At 68.0% G+C, this 22,636-nt stretch carries 17 protein-coding genes and 1 pseudogene; 9 read left to right on the forward strand and 9 right to left on the reverse strand.

Going from position 1 to position 22,636, the window contains the following annotated elements; genetic code table 11:
• Positions 1 to 63: 63 nt before the first annotated feature.
• The 6 genes from ACWCPW_RS15145 (at position 64) to ACWCPW_RS15170 (ending at position 8,056) form a co-directional block, all read left to right on the forward strand.
• Positions 64 to 2,553 (forward strand): ATP-binding cassette domain-containing protein, encoded by a 2,490-nt coding sequence (locus tag ACWCPW_RS15145; RefSeq protein ID WP_449761975.1) that lies wholly within the window; start codon positions 64 to 66, stop codon positions 2,551 to 2,553.
• Positions 2,550 to 3,668: an ABC transporter permease gene (locus ACWCPW_RS15150; RefSeq protein WP_449761976.1), complete on the forward strand. Its 1,119-nt coding sequence runs from the start codon at positions 2,550 to 2,552 to the stop codon at positions 3,666 to 3,668. Before ACWCPW_RS15145 ends, ACWCPW_RS15150 begins: the two co-directional genes overlap by 4 nt.
• A gap of 1 nt (position 3,669) precedes the next feature.
• Entirely contained in the window at positions 3,670 to 5,148 is a 1,479-nt protein-coding gene (locus ACWCPW_RS15155) for an aldehyde dehydrogenase family protein (protein ID WP_449761977.1), read from the forward strand.
• 72 nt (positions 5,149 to 5,220) lie between these two features.
• Positions 5,221 to 6,483 (forward strand): acyl-CoA dehydrogenase family protein, encoded by a 1,263-nt coding sequence (locus tag ACWCPW_RS15160; RefSeq protein ID WP_449761978.1) that lies wholly within the window; start codon positions 5,221 to 5,223, stop codon positions 6,481 to 6,483.
• 63 nt (positions 6,484 to 6,546) lie between these two features.
• On the forward strand, positions 6,547 to 7,209 hold the full coding sequence (locus ACWCPW_RS15165) for an SDR family NAD(P)-dependent oxidoreductase (protein WP_449761979.1): 663 nt from the start codon (positions 6,547 to 6,549) through the stop codon (positions 7,207 to 7,209).
• A gap of 289 nt (positions 7,210 to 7,498) precedes the next feature.
• Positions 7,499 to 8,056 carry a GNAT family N-acetyltransferase gene (locus ACWCPW_RS15170; RefSeq protein ID WP_449761980.1) on the forward strand — a complete coding sequence of 186 codons (558 nt, stop codon included), beginning with the start codon at positions 7,499 to 7,501 and terminating at the stop codon, positions 8,054 to 8,056.
• A gap of 108 nt (positions 8,057 to 8,164) precedes the next feature.
• Here the strand turns inward: ACWCPW_RS15170 and ACWCPW_RS15175 are convergent, their stop codons facing one another.
• Together ACWCPW_RS15175 and ACWCPW_RS15180 are read right to left on the reverse strand one after the other, a co-directional pair.
• Complete coding sequence (locus ACWCPW_RS15175; protein ID WP_449761981.1) at positions 8,165 to 8,575, reverse strand: carboxymuconolactone decarboxylase family protein; 411 nt, start codon at positions 8,573 to 8,575, stop codon at positions 8,165 to 8,167.
• On the reverse strand, positions 8,572 to 9,249 hold the full coding sequence (locus ACWCPW_RS15180; RefSeq protein ID WP_449761982.1) for a dienelactone hydrolase family protein: 678 nt from the start codon (positions 9,247 to 9,249) through the stop codon (positions 8,572 to 8,574). The genes ACWCPW_RS15175 and ACWCPW_RS15180 overlap by 4 nt, the downstream gene beginning before the upstream one ends.
• Positions 9,250 to 9,458: 209 nt before the next feature.
• On the opposite strand from ACWCPW_RS15180, the gene ACWCPW_RS15185 reads away from it, so the two are divergent.
• On the forward strand, positions 9,459 to 10,361 hold the full coding sequence (locus ACWCPW_RS15185) for a helix-turn-helix transcriptional regulator (protein WP_449761983.1): 903 nt from the start codon (positions 9,459 to 9,461) through the stop codon (positions 10,359 to 10,361).
• Between the two features lie 69 nt (positions 10,362 to 10,430).
• Here ACWCPW_RS15185 and ACWCPW_RS15190 read toward each other — a convergent pair whose 3' ends face one another.
• Positions 10,431 to 11,354, reverse strand: a complete 924-nt coding sequence (locus tag ACWCPW_RS15190; RefSeq protein ID WP_449761984.1) for a helix-turn-helix domain-containing protein — start codon at positions 11,352 to 11,354, stop codon at positions 10,431 to 10,433.
• 469 nt (positions 11,355 to 11,823) lie between these two features.
• Between ACWCPW_RS15190 and ACWCPW_RS15195 the strand changes: the two are divergent.
• Positions 11,824 to 12,906, forward strand: a pseudogene (locus ACWCPW_RS15195) (MFS transporter); the annotation flags it as partial.
• A 33-nt stretch (positions 12,907 to 12,939) separates the two neighbouring features.
• Here the strand turns inward: ACWCPW_RS15195 and ACWCPW_RS15200 are convergent.
• Positions 12,940 to 14,049, reverse strand: a complete 1,110-nt coding sequence (locus ACWCPW_RS15200; RefSeq protein WP_449761985.1) for a LysR substrate-binding domain-containing protein — start codon at positions 14,047 to 14,049, stop codon at positions 12,940 to 12,942.
• A 136-nt stretch (positions 14,050 to 14,185) separates the two neighbouring features.
• Positions 14,186 to 15,283: an NlpC/P60 family protein gene (locus ACWCPW_RS15205; RefSeq protein ID WP_449761986.1), complete on the reverse strand. Its 1,098-nt coding sequence runs from the start codon at positions 15,281 to 15,283 to the stop codon at positions 14,186 to 14,188.
• Between the two features lie 321 nt (positions 15,284 to 15,604).
• Between ACWCPW_RS15205 and ACWCPW_RS15210 the strand changes: the two genes are divergently transcribed.
• Positions 15,605 to 16,279: a hypothetical protein gene (locus ACWCPW_RS15210; protein ID WP_449761987.1), complete on the forward strand. Its 675-nt coding sequence runs from the start codon at positions 15,605 to 15,607 to the stop codon at positions 16,277 to 16,279.
• 310 nt (positions 16,280 to 16,589) lie between these two features.
• Here the strand turns inward: ACWCPW_RS15210 and ACWCPW_RS15215 are convergent, their stop codons facing one another.
• The 4 genes from ACWCPW_RS15215 to ACWCPW_RS15230 all read right to left on the reverse strand — a co-directional run bounded on the left by ACWCPW_RS15215 (position 16,590) and on the right by ACWCPW_RS15230 (position 21,756).
• Positions 16,590 to 17,267: a hypothetical protein gene (locus tag ACWCPW_RS15215; RefSeq protein ID WP_449761988.1), complete on the reverse strand. Its 678-nt coding sequence runs from the start codon at positions 17,265 to 17,267 to the stop codon at positions 16,590 to 16,592.
• 231 nt (positions 17,268 to 17,498) lie between these two features.
• Positions 17,499 to 20,264 (reverse strand): helix-turn-helix transcriptional regulator, encoded by a 2,766-nt coding sequence (locus ACWCPW_RS15220; protein ID WP_449761989.1) that lies wholly within the window; start codon positions 20,262 to 20,264, stop codon positions 17,499 to 17,501.
• A gap of 423 nt (positions 20,265 to 20,687) precedes the next feature.
• The gene (locus ACWCPW_RS15225; RefSeq protein WP_449761990.1) at positions 20,688 to 21,215 is read right to left on the reverse strand and encodes a hypothetical protein; all 528 of its coding nucleotides are present in this window, start codon (positions 21,213 to 21,215) and stop codon (positions 20,688 to 20,690) included.
• A 220-nt stretch (positions 21,216 to 21,435) separates the two neighbouring features.
• A complete protein-coding gene (locus tag ACWCPW_RS15230; protein WP_449761991.1) occupies positions 21,436 to 21,756 on the reverse strand; it encodes a PadR family transcriptional regulator in 321 nt (106 codons plus the stop codon).
• Positions 21,757 to 22,636 lie beyond the last annotated feature (880 nt).

A 22,636-nucleotide genomic window follows, 5' to 3' on the forward strand; every position in this document is an offset into this window, starting at 1 on the left:
GGAGCGCGGAGGACGAAGGCTCGGCCGTTCGCCGGGCACCCCAAGATTCGGAAGGGAGTACCGATGCTCCAGTCGACCGCAGGCCTGACGATCCACGGCGTCAGCAAGGCGTTTCCGGGCGTGCAGGCCCTGTCGGACGTCAACCTGGACGTCGCGCCCGGCAGCATCCACGGTCTGGTCGGGGAGAACGGCGCGGGCAAGTCGACCATGATGGCGGTCGCGGCGGGGATCATCACACCGGACAGCGGTGCGGTGACCATCGGAGGGGAACCGCTGCGACCGGCCACACCCCGGCGGGCGAGAACGCTGGGCCTGGCGATCGTTCGCCAGGAACCGGCCCTGCTGCCCGACCTGAGCGTCGCCGAGAACCTCTTCCTCGGCGTTCCGGAGGCCCATCGACCACGCCCGGGCGACCGCAACGCGTGGGCCCGACGCCAACTGGAGACGTGGAGCGGGTCGGTGCCCTTCGACATCGGCACCCGGGTCGCCGAACTCATCCCCGAGCACCGCTTCCTGGTCGAGATCACCAAGGCGTTCGCGGCCGAACCCGTTGCCCTGATCCTCGACGAACCCACCGAACACCTCGCGGCGCAGGACACCGCCCGCCTGTTCGAGCACGTGCGACGGGTCGCGGCCGCCGGGACGGCGGTCGTGTACATCTCGCACCGCATCCGCGAGGTCCAGGCCATCGCCGGCGAGCTGACGATCCTTCGCGACGGGCGCGTGGTCGCCCACGAGGCGTCCGCCGGCGCCCTGTCCGAGCAGCAGATCATCGACCTCATCGTGGGGCGGCCGATGGAGATGGCCTTCCCCGACCGACCCGACCACGTCGACCCCACCCCGCACGTCGAACTGATCGACTTCGCCGGCCCCGGCTTCGCGCCGATCTCGATGACGGCCGGACGAGGGGAGATCGTCGGACTGGCCGGCGTCGACGGCAACGGACAAAAGGACTTTCTGCGAGCCCTCGCCGGCCGACGCTCGAACCGGGGGCACGTGCACGTCGACGGCCACCCGATCGCGCTCTCCTCACCGTCGCGCGCGCTGGAGGCGCGGATCGCCTACATCCCCGGCGACCGCCACCGGGAGGGAATCCTGCCCGACTTGTCCGTGCGGGAGAACGTCGCACTGCGCCAACTGCCGGCACTGGCCCACCACGGGTTCGTGCGGCGCCAGCCGGACGCGGCGGCGGCACGATCGGCCATCGCCCGCTACGGCATCCGAACACCCGACATCGAGACCCCGATCTCCAGCCTGTCCGGGGGCAACCAACAAAAGGCGGTCCTGGCGAGCGTCCTGGCGACCAAACCCCAGGTCCTGCTCGCCGAGGAGCCGACCCAGGGCGTCGACGTCGGGGCCCGCGTGGACATCTACGCGGTCCTGCGCGAGGCGGCCGACGCGGGAACGACCGTCTTCCTGCTCTCCTCGGACAGCCTGGAGCTCGCCGGGCTGTGCGACCGGGTGATGATCTTCTCGCGCGGGCAGGTCGTACGCACGCTCGACGTCGGCGAGGTCGCCGAGCACACCATCACCGAGGCCGCCGTCACCGCGACCACCGTCCGGGAACAACAGACCGCCAAGAACCCGCGCCTGCTCACCTGGCTGGCCCGCGACTCCGCGCCCAGTCTGCTGGTCGGCGCTGTGGTCACCTTCCTGGGCCTGTACGCCACCCTGGCCAACGACGCCTACCTCACCCAGCGCAACCTCAAAGGCATGCTCACACTGGTCGTCGCGCTCGGACTGGCCGGGATCGCCCAGCAGTTCGTCATGATGACCGGCGGGATCGACCTGTCCGTGGGTCCACTCATGGGACTCCTCGTGGTCGTCGAGTCGTACTACCTCGTCGACGGATCCTCCCCCTCGCAACAAGCGCTCGGATGGCTACTCCTGTTCGCCATCGCGGCCGTGGTCGGGGTGGTGAACTGGTTCCTCGTCGAAGTCGTCGGACTCGCCGCCATGGTGGCGACCCTGGCCACCTACATGGCCCTCCAGGGCATAGCCCTCACGCTGCGCCCCACCCCCGGCGGCCTCATCTCGGTGCAACTCGCCGACCAGATCACCTCGGCCGTGGGGTTCGTGCCGGTCGGTCTGATCGGCCTCGTCGTGGTGGCCCTGCTGCTGCAACGGCTCCTGCGTCGATCGCCGTGGGGCCTGTCGATCCGAGCGGTGGGCTCGCGTCCCGACGCGGCCTTCGCGGCCGGCGTCAACCCCGCGCTCACTCGGCTGAAGGCATACCTGGCCTGCTCGTTGTTCGCCGCACTGGCCGCCATTCCCCTCCTGGCCCAGGTCGGCTCCGGAGTCGCCTCGGCGGGCAACACCTACACCCTCGGCAGCATCGCGGCCGCCGTGATCGGTGGAGCGAGCATCTTCGGCGGTCGCGGTTCGTTCGTGGGGCCGGTCCTGGGCGCGCTGTTGATCCAACAGGTCGCCACCGTGACCGCGTTCCTGCATCTGACCATCGCCTGGCAGTCCTATCTGCTGGGCGGCATGATCATCGTGGCCGTCGCCGCGTACTCCCGTAGCCGCCGCAGCATCGAGGCAGGTGCGCTGTGAGTGACATCGCCACATCCCCCGCGGTGGAAACGCACGAGAACGGGCGACGGTCCACGGGCCATCGGCGCCGGCGCGTGGCCCAGGAGGGCTATCGGGGCATCTGGATCGCCACCCTGGCCGTCTTCGGCGCCAGTGTGATCTTCGCCGACGGCACCCTGACCTCGGCGTCGCTGTCCAGCATGCTCCCGTTCGCGAGCGTGCTGGCCCTCGCGGCGGCCGGACAGACCCTGGTCATCCAGTCGCGCGGGATCGACCTGTCCGTGCCGGGCATCATGTCGCTGTCCGGACTCATCTTCGCCAAACAGACCGCCTCCGGCACACCGGTACTGCTCGCGATCCTCGCGGCCTGCGGCGCGGCGCTGGTGTGTGGGGCACTGAACGGCGTGCTGGTCGCGATCGTGGGCATCACGCCCCTGGTCGCGACCCTGGCCACCGGCTCGCTGCTGCTCGGCGCGGAGCACAGCTACAGCTCGGGCTTTCCGATCACGGCCACCGATTCCATCCATCACGCCGCGTCGAGCAGCCGTCTCGGCATCCCCAACACGGTCTACATCGCCGCAGTCGTGGTGGCGGCGGTGGCGGTGATCTCACGCTTCACCGTCGTCGGGCGCCGGTTCGTGGCCGCCGGCGCGAGCCCGGCCACCGCCCGCGCCGCCGGGATCCGGGTGACGCGCTACGCGATCGGGACCTACATGTGCGCGGCGCTGTGTTATGCCGCGAGCGGCATGGTCCTGGCGGCCTACGTGGGCACCGCCGACATCGGAGCGGGCAACAGCTACCTCCTCCCGGTCATCGCGGCCGTCGTCATCGGCGGAACCGCGTTCACGGGTGGCCGAGGCAGCGTCGTCGCGACCGCCGTCGGCGCGCTGTTCCTGTCCCAGCTCGATCAACTTCTCTTCACCATGGGGTTGCCCACCTCGCTGCGACTGCTCGTGCAAAGTTGCGCGCTCGTGGCCGCCACCGGTGCCCGCCGCCTGCGACCGACCCGTCGCGTCACCGACACCACGACGCGCCGGACCTGCACGGATGGGTATGAGACCCCACAGCCGACCGATGTCCCACAAGAACTCGACCCGGACGAGAGCCGTCTCTCGTCGTCGAAAGTGAGAGGTTGACATGTCGCTCCTGGCAAAGGCGGACGCCGCCCTGGGGACCGTGATCCCCAAGCTGTACATCGACGGCGCGTGGACCGACGCGGTCTCCGGTCGTACCTTCGCGGTGGTCGACCCCTCCACCGGCCGTGAGATCGTCCAGGTCGCCGAGGGCGACGCCCAGGACGTGGACCTGGCGGTACGAGCCGCCCGCAGGACCTTCGAGCACGGCCCCTGGTCGCGGATGACGCCCGCGGATCGCTCGCGCATCGTCTGGCGGATCGGCGACCTCCTGGAGAAGCACGCCGAGGACTTCGCCCTGCTGGAAACCATCGACGTCGGCAAACCGATCACCGCCTCCCGCGCCGCGGACGTTCCGTTGAGCGCCGACTACTTCCGGTACATGGCCGGCTGGGCCACCCGCATGGGTGGATCGACCGTCGACATCTCCCAACCCGGGGAGTGGCACGCGTTCACCCTGCGTGAGCCGATCGGCGTCGTGGGGCAGATCATCCCCTGGAACTTCCCGTTGCTGATGGCGGCATGGAAACTCGCCCCGGCACTGGTCACCGGCAACGTCATCGTCCTCAAGCCCGCCGAGGACACCCCGCTGACCGCGCTGCGACTGGCCGCGCTCTGCGAAGAGGCCGGCGTACCCGCGGGCGTGGTCAACGTCGTCACCGGATTCGGACCCACGGCGGGAGCCGCGCTCGCGGAGCATCCCGGCGTCGACAAGATCGCCTTCACGGGCTCCACCGCGGTCGGCAAGCGCATCGTGGAAGCCGCCGTCGGCAACCTCAAGAAGGTCTCCCTCGAACTCGGCGGCAAATCGCCGAACATCATCTTCCCCGACGCCGACCTGGACCAGGCGATCCTCGGCGCCTCGCAGGGAATCTTCTACAACGCGGGCGAGTCGTGCACCGCGGGCTCGCGACTGTACGTGCACCACAAGGTGCTGGACCGAGTCCTCGACGGAGTGAGCGACTACGCCCGCGCCATCAAGGTCGGACCCACGCTCGACCCCGAGACCACCATGGGACCCGTCGTCTCGCAGCGGCACCTCGACCGCGTGCTGGACTACCTCAAGGTCGGCGCCGACGAAGGGGCGAAGACGCTCCTGGGCGGCAACCGCGTCGAGACGGAGGGCTTCTACCTCGACCCCACGGTCTTCGTCGACACCCGACCGGACATGCGGGTGGTCCGCGAGGAGATCTTCGGACCGGTCCTGGTCGCCCAGCCGTTCTCCGACCTGGACGACATCGCCCGGGTGGCCAACGATTCCCCGTACGGCCTGGCCGCCGGCATCTGGACCAAGGACCTCACCCTCGCGCACCGGATGATTCGACGCCTGCGCGCGGGCGCGGTGTACGTCAACTCCTACAACAACACCGACGCCGCGTTGCCGTTCGGGGGCTACCGGCAATCGGGATGGGGTCGCGAACACGGCGAATCCGCGCTCGACCTCTACACCGAGACCAAGGGGGTCTCGATCTTCCTGGGCTGACGATCCGCCGGGGCGCGGGGCCACCGGCCCCGTACGACAGGAACGGACGAACTCGACGAAGGGGCCACTGCCATGCCGGTCGACTTCTCTCTCACGGACGAACAACTACAAGCCCGCGCCGGGGCCCGCGCCTTCGCCCAGGCCCACCTCACCAAGGTCGCCGCGACGATCGCCGACCTGCCCACTCCCGAGGAGCGCTTCCGGGCGATTCGGCCCTTCTACGAGGAGATGGTGCGAGCGGGCTTCCTCAAGGGCCTGATCCCCGAGGCCGACGGCGGAACCGGTGTCGGTCTGCTCGACCTGGCGATCACGGGGGAGGAGATCACCGGCGTGGACGTCAACGTCTCGTGCGGGCTGTTCTCCTCCGGGCTGGCCCTGCAACCGCTGCTGCACTGGGGTACGGCCGAACAGAAGGCACGGCTGCTCGAGCCGTTCCTGGTCGACGACGGCGCGCCGCTGTGCGCGTTCGCCTTCAGCGAGGTCGGCGGGACCGCGAACTTCGACAACACCGACCCCGAGGGCGGAATTCGCACCGTCGCCCGCCGCGAGGGCGACGAATGGGTCATCAGCGGCAGAAAGCAGTTCACCACCAACGGCGCCGGATGGGAGGGCAAGGGCGCCGACCTGTACACGGTGGTGTGTCGCACCGACCTGTCGAAGCCACCACAGGAGTCGCTCGCCGTGATCGCGGTACCCGGTCCGGCCGAGGGCATCCACGTGGGACGCGCACTGGACACCATGGGACACCGCGCCGCGCTCTCGCCGCAGATCACCTTCGACGAGGTACGGGTGCCGGTGGGCAACATCCTCGGCGAACCGGGGGACGGCATCGAGATTCTGACCCGGACGTTCTCCTGGAGCGCGGCCCTGGTCGGCTCGGGATGCGTCGCGGTGATGAAGGCCGCCTTCGACGCCGCGCTGGAGTTCGCGCGTACCGAACGCCGAGGCGGCAGCGCGCCGATCCTCACGCACCAGAACGTGGGCTTCAAGCTCGCCGACGTCAAGACACGCATCGAGGCCGCCCGATACCTGACCTGGAAGGCGTGTCACTACTTCGAGGAAACCGGCGGGAAGGGGTTGGAGATTCCCGTCATGTCCAAGATCTTCGCGTCCGAGACCGCGGTGCGCGTGATCGTGGACCTCATGGAGATCGTCGGAGTGGAGAGTTACGCGAACGACCTGCCCTTCACGGGATTTATGCAGGACGTGTTGGCGTTCCCGTTGTACGACGGCGGCAACATGGGCATCCGCCGCCGCCAGTTGCACGAGTTGTTCGCCCTTCCCTCCTACGACGCAGCCGCGGCGGCCGAGGGTCGTCTTTCCGTCAGTCAGTGAACGACGTGGGCGCCGGACCGGACGAACACCGGTTCGGTGCCCACGGTTTCGAAGGAGATACATATGTCCGGTGCAATCGTCGTCGGTGTCGGTCCGGGCATCGGCCTGTCCGTCGCCCGCAGGTTCGCGCGCGAGGGACTACCGGTGACGGTGTTGGCGCGAACGGCAGAGACCATCGATCGTGCCACCGCCGAACTCGCCTCCTCGGGAGCCCGAGTTCGGGGCATTCGGGCCGACGTCACCGACGAGCAGGCGCTGCGCAAGGCGTTGGACGAGGCCGTCGCCCAAGAGGGAGTGCCCGATGTCCTCGTGTACAATGTCGGCCTGATCCAGGCGGACGCCCCCGGCGAACTCTCCATCGCCCGACACCTGGAGGCCTGGGCGATCAACGTCGGCGGTGCGATGACCGCGGCCACACACGTCGGTGCCCGGATGGTCGAAGCCGGCAAGGGCACCATCGTCTTCACGGGAGGGATGCCGCAGCCCGTGCCGAGTCTGACGAGTCTTTCGCTCGGCAAGGCCGGATTGCGGGCGTTCGCGGAACTGCTCGGCCGCTCCTACGGACCGGCCGGGGTGCACGTCGCGACCGTCACGGTATGCGGCCCGGTCGCCCCCGGTACCGAGTACGACCCCGACGCGATCGCCGAGCACTACTGGCGCCTGCACACCCAATCCGTCGAGACGTGGGAACACGAGGTCGTCTTCGCGGGGGAGCCCGCGGCCTGACCCATCGTGCAGGGGATGCGATGGGGCGCCTACGCGGGGGGCGCCCCATCGGGAACGCGCTCGACGAGGTACCCGGGGGGAGAACCGTCGGCGCGCCCCGTGCGCTCCTGGGGGAGGACCCGTTCCGATGTCGATCCGCAGGTTGGGCCGACGCCGGAACGGGTCCACTTTCGGCGTGGTCGGCGTGGTCGCCGAGGTGACGTACCGCGTTCGTCCGCGGGCGACGATCGGTGGTCGATCCGGCGGATATTGCCTGGCGGAGGTGGTCGGCGCGGGTGAGGATCGCGCCATGAACATGTTCCTGGCAACCGATCGGCTCGTGTTGCGCCGGTTCACCCGGACCGACGTCGATCACCTGTTCGCCCTGCACAACGATCCCGACGTCATGCGCTTCATCAACGGCGGCCGGCCGACGACTCGAGAGTCGATCGAGACCGAGACCGTGCCGAGGTTCCTCCGGGTCTATCCGGGCCTGGGACACCCCGGATTCTGGATCGCCGAGGACCGAGCCGGTGGCGCGTTCGTGGGCTGGTTCGCGTTTCGCCCCCTCGTCGACGACAGCCCCGCGGTGGTCGAACTCGGCTACCGGCTGCGCAAGGCGGCGTGGGGCGGCGGGTACGCCACCGAGGGCTCCCGTGCGCTGATCCACAAGGGCTTCGCCGAACTCGGAGTCGAGCGGGTGACCGCCAACACGATGACGGTCAACACGGGTTCCCGGCGCGTGATGGAAAAGGCGGGCCTGACCTTCGTCCGCACCTACTTCGAGGACTGGCCCGAGGAGATCGAGGGCTCCGAGCACGGCGACGTCGAGTACGAACTCACCCGAGCCGCGTGGGAGCGTCGGTGAGAGCCCACGCGTAGGGCGCGACCGGAGACGTGAGTGGCCCGGGGTCGTGCAGGAGAGGTGCACAGAGGTCGGCCATGGTGAGACGCTCCTCCTCCATGGAGTTCATGCTCACTCCTGCATGTCCGAGGGCCGTGCCGGGACCAGGCCGCGTCGTTCGAAGACCTCGCACGCGACGTCCATGGCGGCGAAGACCCTCGGGAAGCCCGCGTAGGGCAGCGCCTGCAGGACGGCCTCCACCAGTTCCTCCGGGAGCAGCCCCGCGTTGAGAGCGGAGTCCAGGTGGGACCCGATCTGGGCCTCCCCACCGCCCAGGGCGATCAACGCGCCCAGGACGACCAGTTCGCGTCTCGCCGCGTCCAGACCGGGACGGCTGTGGATGTCGCCCCAGGCGAACTCGATGGCCAGTCGGGGCAGGTCGGGGGCGATCCGGGCGACCCGCGCGTAGGTGTCGCGCCGTCGATCCTCGGGACCGGCGAGTGCCGCCTGGCGCGCCAGGCCGAGGGCGAGTCGGTCGTTCATGCCGCCATCCCCGTCGAGTTGCGGGCGGTGAAGTCGAGGACACGATGCCACGCGTCGACACACACGCCCGCCCACTCGTCGAAGGCCACGTCGAAGAAGGAGTGCGGCGCCCCGTCGTAGACGTGCATCTCGTAGGCCTTGCCGGCGCGGTCGAACCCGGCGGCGAGCGTCTCGAACTCCTCCCGGGAGGTCGCCACGTCGTCGCCGGCCAGCAGCATGAGCAGCGGCGCGGACAGCCCCGCCGTCGCGTTGTCGAAGAAGCGCGGCGGACCGTAGAAGCCGACCGCGCCGGCCAGCCCGGACTGGCTTGCCGCCTGCCGCCACGAATGACTCCCGCCCAGGCAGAACCCGACGGTGAAAACGGGCCCGGGACTGTCCGCGCGCAGCGACGCGACGACCGCCGCGACATCGGCGTCCACGTGATCGGCGCTCAACAGCGGCAGGTGCTTGAGGCCGTCGAAGTCGCCCCGACGCGGCGACAGACCCGCGGAACGCCCGTAGTAGTCGAAGGCCACGGTGTGGAATCCGGCCTCGGCGAATCGGCGGGCGAGGTCCTCGTAGAAGGGATGCAGACCTCGGACGTCGGGGAGCAGCGCGATGTTGATCCCGTTGGGGACGTCCGGCACGGCCCGATACGCACTGAAGCGGTTGCCGTCGGCGGCGGTGAGGGCCACGGGCCCATGGTCGGCGACGGAACCGGTGACGACGGGAGAGGCGGGCGGTCGGCTTCCGGTGGGGTGGCACATGATGGTGATCCTCGAAGGTCGATGCGGGTGATGGTGATCCGAGCCTGACCGCGTTCGCCGACACCACCCAGTCCCCCGGTTGTACGGGTACCGGCAGGGCCACCCTTGTTCCGGATCGCGTCGGCATACTGGAGGACATGGACGTTCCGCAGACGCTGGGTGGATTCCTGCGGTCGCGACGTGCGAGGGTCTCCCCGCAAAGCGTGGGCCTGCGCGGCGGCGGTCGGCGTCGTGTTCCGGGGCTGCGCCGAGAGGAACTGGCCCAACTCGCGGGCATCAGCGTGGAGTACTACCAGCGCCTCGAACAGGGCCGTGCGGTACGACCCTCGGACGCCGTACTGGACGCGCTCGCGCGCGAACTCGGGCTCGACCGGGCGGAGCGCACCCACCTGCGCGCACTGGCGCACCCTCGACGCGACGCCCCGGGCGAGTCATCTCCGGCCGTCTCGCGCGTACGCCCGGAGCTGCGCCGCATGCTGGCCTTGATGGATCGGGTCCCGGCACTGGTGGTCAACGATCGATTCGACGTACTCGCGGCGAACGCGCTCGGGCTGCGCCTGTTCGTGGGGATCGCGACGGTCGAGCCCGCGGCCCGCAACCTCGCTCGGTATCTCTTCCTGGATCCGGACGCGCGCGATTTCTACGTCGAATGGGACGAGGTCGCCGCCGCGACGGCGGCGCAGCTCAGGCTTGCGGAGGGGCGCCGTCCGGGGGACAGGGAACTGGGCGCGCTGATCGCGGAGCTTTCCTCGGGGAGCGCGGAGTTTCGGGTGTTCTGGGACGCAGGCGACGTCGAGCAGCGTTCCCACGGCATCAAGACGTTTCGCCACCCCGCGGTGGGGGTGCTCGACCTGCATTACGAGAACCTGGACCTGGTGGGGGATCCGGGTCATCGGTTGGTCACGTTCAGTACCGGGGTGGAGGGCGCGGCCGAGGCGGCGTTGCAGCTTCTGCACGCGTGGGCGTCGCCGGATCGCAGGGCCGTACCGCCTGTCTCCGTCGCGGCGGATGTGTCGCTTGCCGACCCGGGTCGGGCCTGACCGCCAAGGAACGCGACGAGGTCGGGGCGCCAAACCCGTCCCGGCGGCGCCCGCGGCCTTCACTCGGGCTCAGGGCTGCTGTAGGCGGGCTTGCGCGACGGTCGCGTCCGCTCCCCAACTGGCCAGCAGCCGCAGATTCTCCGCCGAGGTGGAGCCGGGCTGGGCGGTGTAGACCGTCAGCGATTGTTCGGAACCGTCGGCCAGTGGCAACGACTCGAAGGAGAGGGTGAGTTCACCCACCAGGGGGTGCCGCAGGTGTTGCACTCCGTGGCTGTTCTCGCGGACGTCGTGCCTGGCCCACATCTGGCAGAACGCCTCGCTCTTGACCGAGAGTTCACCCACGAGCGCGGACAACTGCGGATCGTCGGGACGGCAGCCCGCGTGCAGGCGCAGTTCGCCGACGACATCGGCCGCCTTCGACTTCCAGTCCACGAACAGTCCGCGATGCTCGGGCCGCAGAAACATCAGCCGGGCCCAGTTGCGCTCCCGGGGCGGCAACGCGTCCCAGTCGCCGAACAGGGCCGCCGCCGTCCGGTTCCAGGCGAGGATGTCCGAGCGCCACCCCGATATGTAAGCGGGCATCCCCTCCATCGAGGCCAGCAGGTCTCGGATCGCGGGGCGTACGTGCTGCTGTGCCGGCACGCGCGTCTTGCGGCGCTGGCACTTGACCAGGTGTGTGAGGTACGCGTGCTCGCTGTCGGTCAGCCGCAGGGCGCCGGCGACGGCGTCGATCACCTCGCCCGAGACGTTGAGACCCCTGCCCTGTTCGAGTCGGGTGAGATAGGCGACCGAGACACCGGCGAGCTGGGCCAGCTCCTCGCGGCGAAGTCCGGGGACCCTTCGGTGTCGCCCCGCCGTGGACGGCAACCCGACATCCTCCGGCCTCAACCGGGCCCGGCGACTGCGCAGGAATCGGCTCATCTCGGCGCGCGGATCGATCGGCCGTTCGCCGCCGAGATCCGCCGCCTCTTCCGTACCGGGTCGATCCTCCATGCACGCCAGTATCCCCGGTCGTCGCCGCACGCGGGCATGTCGAGCCTGTCCCTGGCAGTAGTAGGAACACCCGGCGTAGGCCGCACAGGGGTCTGGGTGACCTCGCCATGTTGCGGCACGCTGGTGCTCGGCCGCCGTCGGGTGGGACGTGCGCCGGCGTTCGACCACTGTCCGGCGTGCGACGGTTCGACATTCGACGAGCACTGCCGCCACCCCATGAAGCGCCGACCCCCGAGGCCGCACCGAATCGGGGCGAGTGCGCTCGCGATGAGTTTTCTTTCGGGAAGGGATGCATCCGATGTCAGGCAGTTCGGCTCCGAGCGAGCAGCGACCGGGGAGCGATGCCTCGGTCGTGTCCGAAACAGGGGTATCCGAGGTCGGAGCGGAATCCCTGCGTTGGCCACCGAGGCTGTGGATCTCGATCCTCATCTTCAGCGGGGTGATCCTGCTCGACGGGCTCGACATCTCGATGATCGTCGTGGCGATCCCCGAGATTCAGCACGAACTCGGAATGAGCGCCGCCACCGCGCAGTGGCTGGTGGGCGCCTACATTCTGGCCTTCGGCGGCTTCCTGTTGCTGGGCGGACGAGTCGCCGACCTGTTCGGGCGGCGGCGCGTGCTGGTGCTCGCGATGGCCGCGTTCGCGCTCGTGTCGCTGTTCGGCGTGTTCGCCGACGGCGCGGCGCCGCTGATCGTCTCGCGTTTCGTCAAGGGCATGGCGGCGGGCTTCGCCGCGCCGGCGGCCATGTCGCTGCTGACCACGACATTCCCCGAAGGCCCGCAACGGAACAAGGCGTTCGGAATCTTCAACGTGTTCGAGGCGTCGGGCTACTCCTCCGGGCTGCTGGTGGGCGGCCTGCTCGCCGGGCTGAACTGGCGCTTCATCTTCATCCTGCCCATCCCGCTCTCCGTGTTGCTGCTCGCGGGCGCACTGCGGTTTCTGCCGCCGGATCCGCCGCGCGGTGAACGACAGCGGCTCGACGTCGGAGGTGCCTTGACCCTGCCGGCCGGAATGCTGCTCCTGGTGTTCACGGTGGTCTCCACGGCGGACGCGGGCTGGTCCTCGCCGCGCACGATCGGCGGATTCGCAGTGTCCGGGCTCCTGTTGGCCGGATTCATCGTGATCGAGCGCACGGTGAAGGAACCGCTGATCCGCCTGGGCATCTTCCGCAACCGGACCCTGGTCACCGCCAACATCAGCATCGCCCTCCTGTACGGCGGTGCGATGGGCTTCCAGTTCGTGCTCGCGCTCTACCTGCAGGACCTCCAGGGGTGGCGGCCGTGGCAGATGGCACTGGTACTGCTGCCGGCGGGGCTCATGGTCGTCGTGGTCGGCCCCAAGCTCGGGGCGCTGATGAACCGGTTCGGCGTGAACAAGGTGCTGATGGTCGGGCTCGTCGCCTTCCTGCCGTGCTACCTGCTGATGCTGCGCATCGGGCCGGAGCCCGATCTGTGGACCGTGCTGCTACCCGCATCCGTGTTGTGGGGAGTGGGCTTCGCCTTCAGCATCGCCGCGCTGATGGTTGCCGGCACCAGCGGAGTGGCGGATGACGAGCAGGGCCTCGCGGCGGGCCTGCTCAACAGCTCACTCCAGGTCGGCGGCGCCTTCGGCCTCGCCGTCGTCACCGCGACGATCATGCCCGGCACGGAACTCTCCATGTTCCAGCCGGGCCTCATCGTCATCCTCGCCTTCGCGGTCCTGACCCTCCTGACCCAGCTCACCCGCCCCAGGAGTTGACGCGCGAACGCCGGCCACGGCCATGCCTGTTGTCGTGTCCACCCGCTGTGCTCGCAGGGCCTGATCGATTGCTCGCGCGATTGCCCATCGACAGGCGAGAACGGCCGGCCGCGCGCTCTCGCCCCATCGCACGGCCGTCAGCAAACGCCGTCGGCCTTCGTCCCCGATCGAAACCAGCGGTACGTCCGGCGTCGACTCGCCCCAGGCCAGATCAGGCACCAAGGCGACGGCATGGCCGCTCTCGACCAACCGCACACGCACCGTCGGATCGCGCGACTCGAAGCGAATGTCCGGCTCGACACCGGCACGCAGAAGAAGTGAGGCCGCCCATCGTCGCGACGGTGTATCCGACGGTTCCATCGCCCACGGATGCGCGGCCAGAGCCCGGATGGCCGTCCAAGGTTCGTCCCCGTCCACAGCTGTTCCGGGCGGCAGCGCCAAGCGCACGGTGTCGCGCGAGATTTCCTTCACCTCCACATCCGCCGGGGTCACGCACGGACTGTCCGCGTACTCCTCGACCAGCACCAGGTCGACTTCCTTGGCCGACAATGCGGCCATGGCCGCGTCCGGTGGCTGGTCCGTGAGGTGGACCAGTAGCCCGGGATGCTTGGCTCGCAACAGATCCAGCGCCGTCGACACCAGAGACGGCGCCGCGACGTGGAAACCCGCGATGCGCATCGTCCCGATCAGTGTCCCGGGCGACGCGGCCACTTCGGCCTCGGCCTGCTCCAACCGCGTCAGTACCGCTTCCGTGTGCGCCACCAGAATCTCGGCCTGCATGGTCAGCCGTACATGACGCTCCGCCAACTCCAGCAGTGGAACCCCGACATCCGCCTCGAGAAGCGTGAGTTCCCGCGAAACTGCGGCGGACGTGGAGGACATGGCCGTGGCGACGCCGATCAGGGTGCCCCGATGCTTGAACTCGCGCAGCATCCGCAGGCGGTGAAGGTCGAGCACGTGTGTCTCCTGGTCTATGGCAGCGGCGCTCCTGCCGCGAGGGCCCGGAATCCCAAGATGATGCTTTCTTGGCGGCGATCCGTTCGGGATGGGCGAGGTCGCTCGTGGTGCGTTCGGCGAGGCGAAGGCCCGTCGCTTACACAGCGGTTGACCGTCCAAGGCTCCACGGCCTCAGCGCGCCGACGAACTCGGTAGCGTAGATGGAGCCCGGACGCCAGATGTTTGGAACTATTCTCACCTTGAGGCCACTTTGTGGTGCCTCGACAACCGTGTTGCTCCCCATGTAAATGCCTACGTGATGGATTCTGGATGGCGATCTACCCGAGCCCAGCATCAGCAAATCTCCCGGCAATAGGGCCTCGCGATCAGTGATGGCAGGTTTGAACGAATGCCACATCCATTGGGTGTAATGCGGCAGTGTTATGCCGATCTGCGCATAGGCGTACAGGGCCAACCCGGAGCAGTCGAATCCTATCTTCGCGAAGTCACCGTGGGCATTGGGTGCGCCGACCCGCCATTTGCCCAAGGTTGGTCCTTTCGAGTTCCCGCCGCCCCATGCGTAATCTACGCCAAGTTTGCTTACCGCTGCCCTTACTACGGTTTTTCCCTTTTCCAAATCCGCAGCCGTGTACCTCGTTTGTTCACATTGAATCCCTTGGACGGCCCCGACGACCTGATTCGCTGCCGGCTCCCATTTTGCATAAGCCTCTGGGAAGGCGGAAATCTGAACCTTCTGGGCTGCGACCGTCAAGGGCAAAGATTCCCATCTCGGCAGTGCGATGAGCCGCTTATAGAAGAGCTTGGCGCTACGAACCGGATCCATGCGCTCCTCCAGAGAGCCCCACGGGTTCCTTTGCTGGAACAATCCACGTGAATCCGGTCCCGCCTTGTCTCCGTGATTGAGAACTCGCAGGGTGCTTTCCTGCATCGCGGTGGCAACCGCGATGACCCAGGCCCGTTGAGGGAGTCCCATCTGTTTTCCAGCGGTGACGATCGCGGCGGCATTCTGTAGTTGTTCGCCCTGAAAGCCGGCCACTTTTCCGGCAACCCCTTGCCCGCTAGTGCTGCAGACCACCCCCGGTTGCCCACCTTGACCGAACGCTTGAGTTTTCGGAAGCCGCGACAACGATCTAATTTTCTCGGACTGCGACGGCACGACGATTGCGATCAAGACCGTGAGAAAAATGATGAAAATCAAACCCGGAAGACATCCGCAGGCTATCCATTTCTTCATGGCCAATCGACCAGCCGTTGTGCGGGAAATTGGTTCTCAGGGGATCGATATGGTGCAAGTACGTGGTCGATTTGCCGGCTTGGAACTCTGATCATGGGGCTCCCTGGCCGCTGCCGATTCCAAAGCTCGCCTGCCCTTCGGCTGCGCCGGCGGCTGCGCGCGATGAAGTCTCCGGTATCGCAGGATGCAACGCCTGGTACGCCGGCGCACGGAAAAATGCGACTTCGATTCGCTGATTCCACAGGTGACTTGCCATGCCAAACAGGTGTCGTCTTTTTCCTTTTAATCCTCAAATGACTCGGGGAGGCTGGAGAGCGTCTTGTGCGTGAAGGCAGGCACTATGCAGACCGTGCCTACAGGAGCAACGAGGGCATACTCGAGATGATCGTTCGCGCAGGAAACCGACCTTTGGGGATCGCGTTCGGCCTCGTGCTCATGGTGATACTTCTGGCAGCCTGCAGCCCAGAGGCACGAACGAGTCCGCTGCGAACGGACGGCTCGGAGAGCTTGTTCCCGACGGGGCAGACCAGCCGAACGAACCCACAAATCGATCGTGATGCCGGGCAATCGGCGATATCCATGAGGCCACCCACGCCTTCACACGCGACTCTGAACGCCCCCCTCGCTGCCGCGAGCGAGTGGCTGACCCGGTATCGCTCCGCGACCTGGATGGATTCGACCGCTACCGCGTGGATCGACCGGGTCCGCCCGACCGTGACCGATGACCTTGCCGGTGAGTACGAGTCGTTTCGCAACGGCACGGCCTCCGGCTGGTCGGACTTCGTCGACCGTCAATGCGTAACCACCGCGGAGAATGTCGAGAGCACGATCCCCAGCGAGGTACCTGCGACCGAGACCGCGGCAATAGTGTTGGTGAACGGTCGCATTGTCACCAGATGCAAAGGACAGCATGAGTCCAGCGAGGAGTTCGCCGCCGTTGTAGGCGTCGTTCGCACCCCTGATGGCTCGTGGCGCGTTGACGAGCGTGTTGAGTGACGTCGCCCCCTTCAGCCGTACCGGGGCTGCACGTCTCATCGCGTGCCGACTCCTCGACGCACAAGGCCGATGCCTATCGGACGAGCGGTGCGAGCGCGGTGGAGATTGCCGAGGAGATCGCGAACACATAGCCGATGCCCCTGAGTTCCGGTGTCCTTCCTGCGCTACCGCTCCCTCCACGTGCGACAGTTCATGGTCCGGAATGCGGGGACATTCGTTCATCGGCAGCGTTCGCGCACGCCATCACGCCGGCATGTGCTTCCGGACGGCCTTGAACCAGTCGTGGACAGCGTCGTGCCGCAGGTTCCGGTCAGGATCCGAACATCTGCTTCTTTACGCCGAGAAGGGCGGTGATCAGATCCTGTACCGAGGGGTACCCGGTTGTGGTGCCCATGGCGAGGAAGTTCTGTTCGTCGCCCCACAGGCACATCATTACGCTGTCCGCGCCGGAGGTCGCCCAACAACGGAATGCGCCGGGCAGGGTGACCTTGGCCGTGTCGACCGGTGTTGCCTGGGGGAGCGATAGCCGTTCGACGTACTCCTTCGGCGTGAGCTTGCCGGGCAGCCCTGTCGAGACGAATACCATCTTCGCTTCGTTGTCGGGACTCGGGCCGAAGACCGCGGTCTGAACCTGGGCGAGGCCCTTGGTGTGCAACGCGTTCTGCAGACCGACCAGGGAAGAGACCTTGGGCGCATCCTTTTGTACGAGACGCGGGTGTCCCGCGACCAGTGGGGGGAACACGATCTCGGCCGGCTTGGCGGGTCCGGACACAGCGGGCGTCGGTGTCGTTCGATCCGGCCCACCGGTGCCACCCGGCGCGAGCCCGCCCGTGACCGACGTCGAAGCCGGTGCAGTTGGTGGCGTCGCCGAGCGGGTTTCGTCCTTGGTTCCGCAACCGCTGAGGGTCAAGGCGACCGTCGTGGTGAGAGCCGCGACGAGGGCCGCTGTGCCCTGGCGACGTGAAGTGGCCTCGGCTGAAAAGCGCATCGTCCGTCCTTGGCGTGTGAGTAGGTACTCAGCCTCGGACCGGGGGCGGTGTGCGGCTTGGAAGAACACGACCATTGTGGTGGACCGACAAGTTGGCCTTCGGGTGACTTGTCGCTGCGTGGCGTCCGAGACCGGGTCCCGGCGCGCGGGCGGCCTCGTTGTTGAACATGGCGGCGGTCTCGGCGGCGGCCGACTGGCGGTGGTGAAAGAGTCGACGTTCGTGCGGCCGGGCTACTTCCGGGTGTCGGGATTGCGGGAGTGGACCAGGACGGCGAGTTCGGTGCGGTTGGCGACGCCGAGTTTGGCGAAGATGTGGGACAGGTGGACCTTCACCGTGCTGCGCGAGACGAAGAGTTGTTCGGCGATCTCGGGATTGAGCAGTCCGTCGGCGGCGAGCAGGGCCACCTTGGACTCGGTGGCGGTCAGGCTCTTCCAGCCGCGGGAGGCACGGGAGCGAGGGTTGTGCGACTCGCGGGCGTACGCGGCGGCGTCCGGCATCGACATGGCGGCGCCTTCGGCGAGGGCCTGGGAACGCGCTGTCTCGTCGCAGCCGTCGGCGGCCACGATGCGCTTGTGGTTCCAGTGGGCCGCTTCGAGCGGGACGCGGACGACTCCCCTCGTGCTCCGGGCGGCGTCGACCGCCGCGAACAGCTTGGCGGCGCGCGGATATTCCCCACGATCTGTGGCCGCGCTCGCGACGAGTTCCATTGCCGTGACGGCTTCGAGCCACCATCCCTCGTCGGTGCTGGTGGCCAGGGCGTCGAGGGCGGTGATCTCGGCGCTCCCCGGGTCGAGTTCCACGAGCGCGGCACGCGCGGTGCCCAGGGTGCCCACCATGGCTGCGTACCGATTGCCGAGTCGATCGGCGATGCGAGCCACCCGGGCGGCGTGTTCGCGGGCGCCGGCGGCATCGGCCGAGGCGAGGGCGACGAGCATCAGGATCGACTGGGCCTGCCAGGCCAGGAACCCGGAGCCCTCCCGCTCGTCGGCGTAGACGCGCTCGGCCGACGCGCGGGCGGCGTCGAGATCGCCTGCCGCCAGTTCGGCGTAGGCGAGGGCTTTCGTGAGCAGTCCGCACGCCCAGCGCATCGGTTCACGCGTGAGCCGCTCGATCTCGGCCAGTGCCAGTGTCCGGGCCCGGCGCGGATTCCCCTGCAGGGCCGCCGCCGTGGAAAGCACTTGGATGCGGCAGCTTCGTGCGAAGGTGGCGGCCTCCCCGGCGTTGGCGGGAGCCGAGGGCAATATGGCATCCGCCAGTCGCAGTGCTTCGGACACGTCGCCCATCGACTGGGCCCTGACCGCCAGGCACCAGAGCGCGAGTGAGCGCACGCTGTTGAAGTCGATGGCTTCCGCCGCGGTGAGCGCCTGCTGCGCGATGTCGAACAGGAGGGGGAAGTCGCCCTGCCAGAGCAGGCTCAACGTGTAGCAGCACAGTGCGTCCGCCAGGACGAGTTCGTCGTGGGCGCCCGTCGCCAATTCGAGCGCGGTACGGAACATCGGTTGCGCCAGGGGCGGGTCGGTGATGCAGGTGAAGTTCGCCAGCCTAACGAGGCCGTGTGTGCGCGCCCTTCGGTCCCCGGATCGAGTGGCGATCTCGATCGCCTCGGTGGCGGCCGCCTTGGTGCCGGGCAGATCCCCCGTCCAGAACGTCAACGTGGACCGGACCGCGAGGGTCATCGCCCGCTCCGGGTGCTCGCCGTCGGCGACGGCCGCCAACGCCCGGCCCGTTGCCTCCACTCCCTCGGTCAGCGAGCCGCACATGCGCCAGTAGGAGCCCAGGGCGCCGGTGATGCGCAGCGCGTCGACCGAGCCGGCCGCACATGCCGCGTCCAGCGCGGCGCGCAGATTGGGCATCTCCACGTCGATCAGAGCACGCTCGTCGCTCTTGAGGGCCCACAGTTCGACGTCCGCGCGCTCCGCCAGTCGAGTGAAGTAGGCGATGTGCCGCGCTGTCACGCGGACGTAATCCTCCGAGACCTCGTCCGCGCCGAGCAGTTCGGCGGCGTACTGACGCATCGGAAGCAACATGCGAAAACGATCGCGTCGAGACGTCCCGCTCGCGACGATCAAGGACTTGTCGACCAGGTCGCTCAAGGCGTCGCGTACCTGCGACGCGCTCAGTTCCTCGCCGGCGCACACCGCAACCGCCGCGTCCGCGGTCCAACCCTCGGTGAACACCGACAATCGCGCGAACACCAGCTTCTCTCGATCGGAGAGCAGGGCGTAGCTCCAGTCCAGGGAACGGCGCATCGTCTGGTGACGGGCCTCGCCACGCGAGGGACCGCCCGCCAGCAGGCGCAGATCCAACGCCTCGGCGATCTCGCCGAGCGTCATCATGCGCGCGCGTGCCGCGGCCAGTTCGATCGCCAGGGGATAACCGTCCAGGGTCCGCACGATGCGCTCGACCTCCGACCACGCCTGCGGCGATCGGCCGAGGTCCGGGCGTACGAGGGAGACCCGATCGATGAACAGGTGTGCCGCGTCCGACGTGTCGTTCGCTCCCTCGACGTTCACCGCCAGCGGTGGAACACGCCACACTCGCTCGTCGAGGGTGTGCAGGGGGACTCGACTGGTGGCCACCACGCGCGCGTCGGGACACTCCGTCAGTACGGCGCCGGCCACTCTCGCCGCGGCGGCCGGCAGGTGTTCGCACGTGTCCAGCACGATCACCACCGACCGACCCCGAAGGTCCAGGAGCGCGGCACGCAACGGTGTCCGCCCGGGCTTGACGCCCGGGGAGACGGCCTCCAGGACGGCCGCGTCGACCAGGCGCTCGTGTGCGAGCGCGCCCAGGTCGACGAAGACCACGTCTGCGCGCGGATCCTCGGCGACTTCGACGGCCAGACGCAGGGCCAGCCGGGTCTTGCCGATTCCACCGGGTCCCACGAGAGTCACCAAGCGGTGGCCCTCGTCGACCAGGAGTGCACGCAGGACGTCCAGCTCCGAGGCACGACCGACGAAGTTCGTCAGCAGAGTCGGCAAGCTGCGCGGATTCACCACGGCGACCGCACCCCCGCCGGCGACGGTGCCGAAGGTGTTTCGAACAAAGATTCGACTCGACTCGTTCCCGTCGGCTCGAGCCGAGTCCTCGATCGCCTTTCGGCTGCGTCCGCCCGGCGCTTCATGGGTGATTTATACCAGGACATTCCGGCGAGATCACGAACGAGAATGTCCGTGAGATCGCGCGGGCGCGCACCCGGACATGACCGGGTTGCCCAGTCCGCACGGGTGGTCCGCCCGTCGTGCGAGGGTCAACACGGCGCGGCGGATGTGTCGTGGCTCGCCAATGCGCCGACGCGGGACGATCGTGTCGACGCTTGCGCGTGGTGACGTGACCGAACCGCGGTCTCGGTGGCCGCGGCCGGCTCCTCCGATGGATTCGTTCGATCTTCCACGCGCATCCTGCAGCGGTCGAAGCGATCAGCAGACTGCTTCCAGCACCGCCTTACACAGTGCCGCATCCACCGATTCCACCGGGATGAGCCGATCGGCCTCCATCAGCAACACAGTCGCCTCCGGGTCGATGTCCTGGAACGGGATGAGTTCCTTGAGCCCCATTCCCGCCTTGATGAGCCCCAAGCCCCGGCAGGCCCGCTCGTCGAGCTTCCGGGTCTGCCACCACAGACCGTCCATCAGGTACATCGCTTGGGTCTCGTCGAACATCCCCAGGCGCCAGGCCCGGGCGACCACGCCGCAGACCGTGTCCCAGAACGCCGGCGCCGGCATGCCTGCCGGCGCCCGCCCACTCTGTTCGGCAAGTCGAGTGAGCATGGCGTCGACGGACGACTCCGAGGTCGCGGCCGTCGCGGCGAGGTCGACGACGACCGGCCGGCGACAACCCAGACCCACAAGGCAGTTCGCGATCTCCGGCCGGCAATCGTGTTCGACGGTGCCTTGTGGAGCGGTGGCAAGGGAGTGGATCACCTGAATGTGCCCAAGACTCGTCACGGGCGTGAGTTCATGGAAGACACACGAGCCGAAGGAGACGCCTCCGAACCGAGGCTTGTTCACCCTTGCTCTCGAACACCCTCCGCACCTCCTGCTCGAGCACCGACTCGATGTATCGCACGAACCTCCCTTGCACAGCCCTGTTCGGCTTCGTGGGGGGTCTCGCTCCGGAGACGGCGACATCGGTCGAGTCGGGTGCGCCGGCGGCTCGTGACTTCGTTCAGCGCGGGAGAGGTTGGGTGGACAACGCTTCGTGCAGAGCCTCCTCGAGGCGTCGGCGATCCTCCTCGAAGGTCGCCTCCGCCTTCGCGGTGAGGCGGTATACCCGACGGGTCGTGCCCTCGACCACCTGTCGCTCGGACGCCAACAGGCCCTCCGTCTCGAGACGGCGCAGCACCGGGTACAGCATGCCGGGGGTCACGTCGTACCCATGTTCCGTCAGGTGCCGTAGCAGGCTCGCCCCATGGGCGGATCCGCGTGCTGCGGTCAGGCGCACGATGTGCGAGCGCAGCGCTCCCCGCGTCGGCCTCTCCGTTCTCATTACGACGTTTCACCGCCGTGCTCGTGGACCCCCGCGAAGCATCCGCAAGCCGTGGCCGATCTGTGCCGAGTCGCGACGCACGCAACGATCTCGGCGTACTTGTCGAACGAATCGGCGCCTTCGCGGATGACGCGAGCGTTCTGCGGTTCCATCCGTGTCCAGCTTGCCCATGTGTCGTATTCCACGGGAAGCACGGTGTCCTCCGGGCCACGAGCCTCGATTGTAGAAATCCGCCTCGTGACGTCGACCGCCGTGGCCCCCTTTGGGCGACGTGAGCGTCGACGGGTGAAGTCGTGAACCGATCCAGCCCCTTACTGCCCATGGCACCTCCAACGCGGACCACGAAGGCCGTACTCGGTCACCGCCACATCGCAACTGCGGCGGAGACCCAGCGAGAACGCCCACAAGGCAAGCCGCCGGCCCGGCGGCGTTGTCACCGTAGCGGGCCGGCGAACGGCGTCATGGGCGCGAGAGGATCGCAGACCTAACGCGTGTGCGGGGCCGTCCAGTAGCACGGCCTGGTTCCCAGATTGAAGGAGTTGGCGTGCATGAATCCGTAGCGTCGCTGCAATCGACTGTAGACGAATACATAGCCGTTCTGATAAGAGCCACTGGCCACTTCGACGAACGTGTTACTGCTCACGATCCGGCGGGGAGCCCCCACCGCGGGATAGGAGTACAGGTTTCGCGCACCGTTCGTCGTCTTCTCACACCACTGCTGCGCCGCCAGAGTGGATGCGGTGGCCGAACCCCGGGACTTGGCGACAGCATTCCCTGCCATGGCACTAAGGGCTGTCCCGTAAGCACTGGCGCCCCGTGCCCCGTCAACTGGGCCCAGCCGATATTCCGGGTCTGCGACCGCGAGCTGTGGCAGCCTGCC

It is taken from the genome of Embleya sp. NPDC001921 (assembly GCF_053594475.1).

Coding starts and splice junctions, on each gene's coding strand:
- ACWCPW_RS15170 (WP_449761980.1), top strand. CDS start 7,499: ATGAACATGTTCCTGGCAACCGATCGGCTCGTGTTGCGCCGGTTCACC.
- ACWCPW_RS15160 (WP_449761978.1), top strand. CDS start 5,221: ATGCCGGTCGACTTCTCTCTCACGGACGAACAACTACAAGCCCGCGCC.
- ACWCPW_RS15230 (WP_449761991.1), bottom strand. CDS start 21,756: ATGAGAACGGAGAGGCCGACGCGGGGAGCGCTGCGCTCGCACATCGTG.
- ACWCPW_RS15155 (WP_449761977.1), top strand. CDS start 3,670: ATGTCGCTCCTGGCAAAGGCGGACGCCGCCCTGGGGACCGTGATCCCC.
- ACWCPW_RS15185 (WP_449761983.1), top strand. CDS start 9,459: ATGGACGTTCCGCAGACGCTGGGTGGATTCCTGCGGTCGCGACGTGCG.
- ACWCPW_RS15175 (WP_449761981.1), bottom strand. CDS start 8,575: ATGAACGACCGACTCGCCCTCGGCCTGGCGCGCCAGGCGGCACTCGCC.
- ACWCPW_RS15165 (WP_449761979.1), top strand. CDS start 6,547: ATGTCCGGTGCAATCGTCGTCGGTGTCGGTCCGGGCATCGGCCTGTCC.
- ACWCPW_RS15145 (WP_449761975.1), top strand. CDS start 64: ATGCTCCAGTCGACCGCAGGCCTGACGATCCACGGCGTCAGCAAGGCG.
- ACWCPW_RS15190 (WP_449761984.1), bottom strand. CDS start 11,354: ATGGAGGATCGACCCGGTACGGAAGAGGCGGCGGATCTCGGCGGCGAA.
- ACWCPW_RS15205 (WP_449761986.1), bottom strand. CDS start 15,283: ATGAAGAAATGGATAGCCTGCGGATGTCTTCCGGGTTTGATTTTCATC.
- ACWCPW_RS15215 (WP_449761988.1), bottom strand. CDS start 17,267: ATGCGCTTTTCAGCCGAGGCCACTTCACGTCGCCAGGGCACAGCGGCC.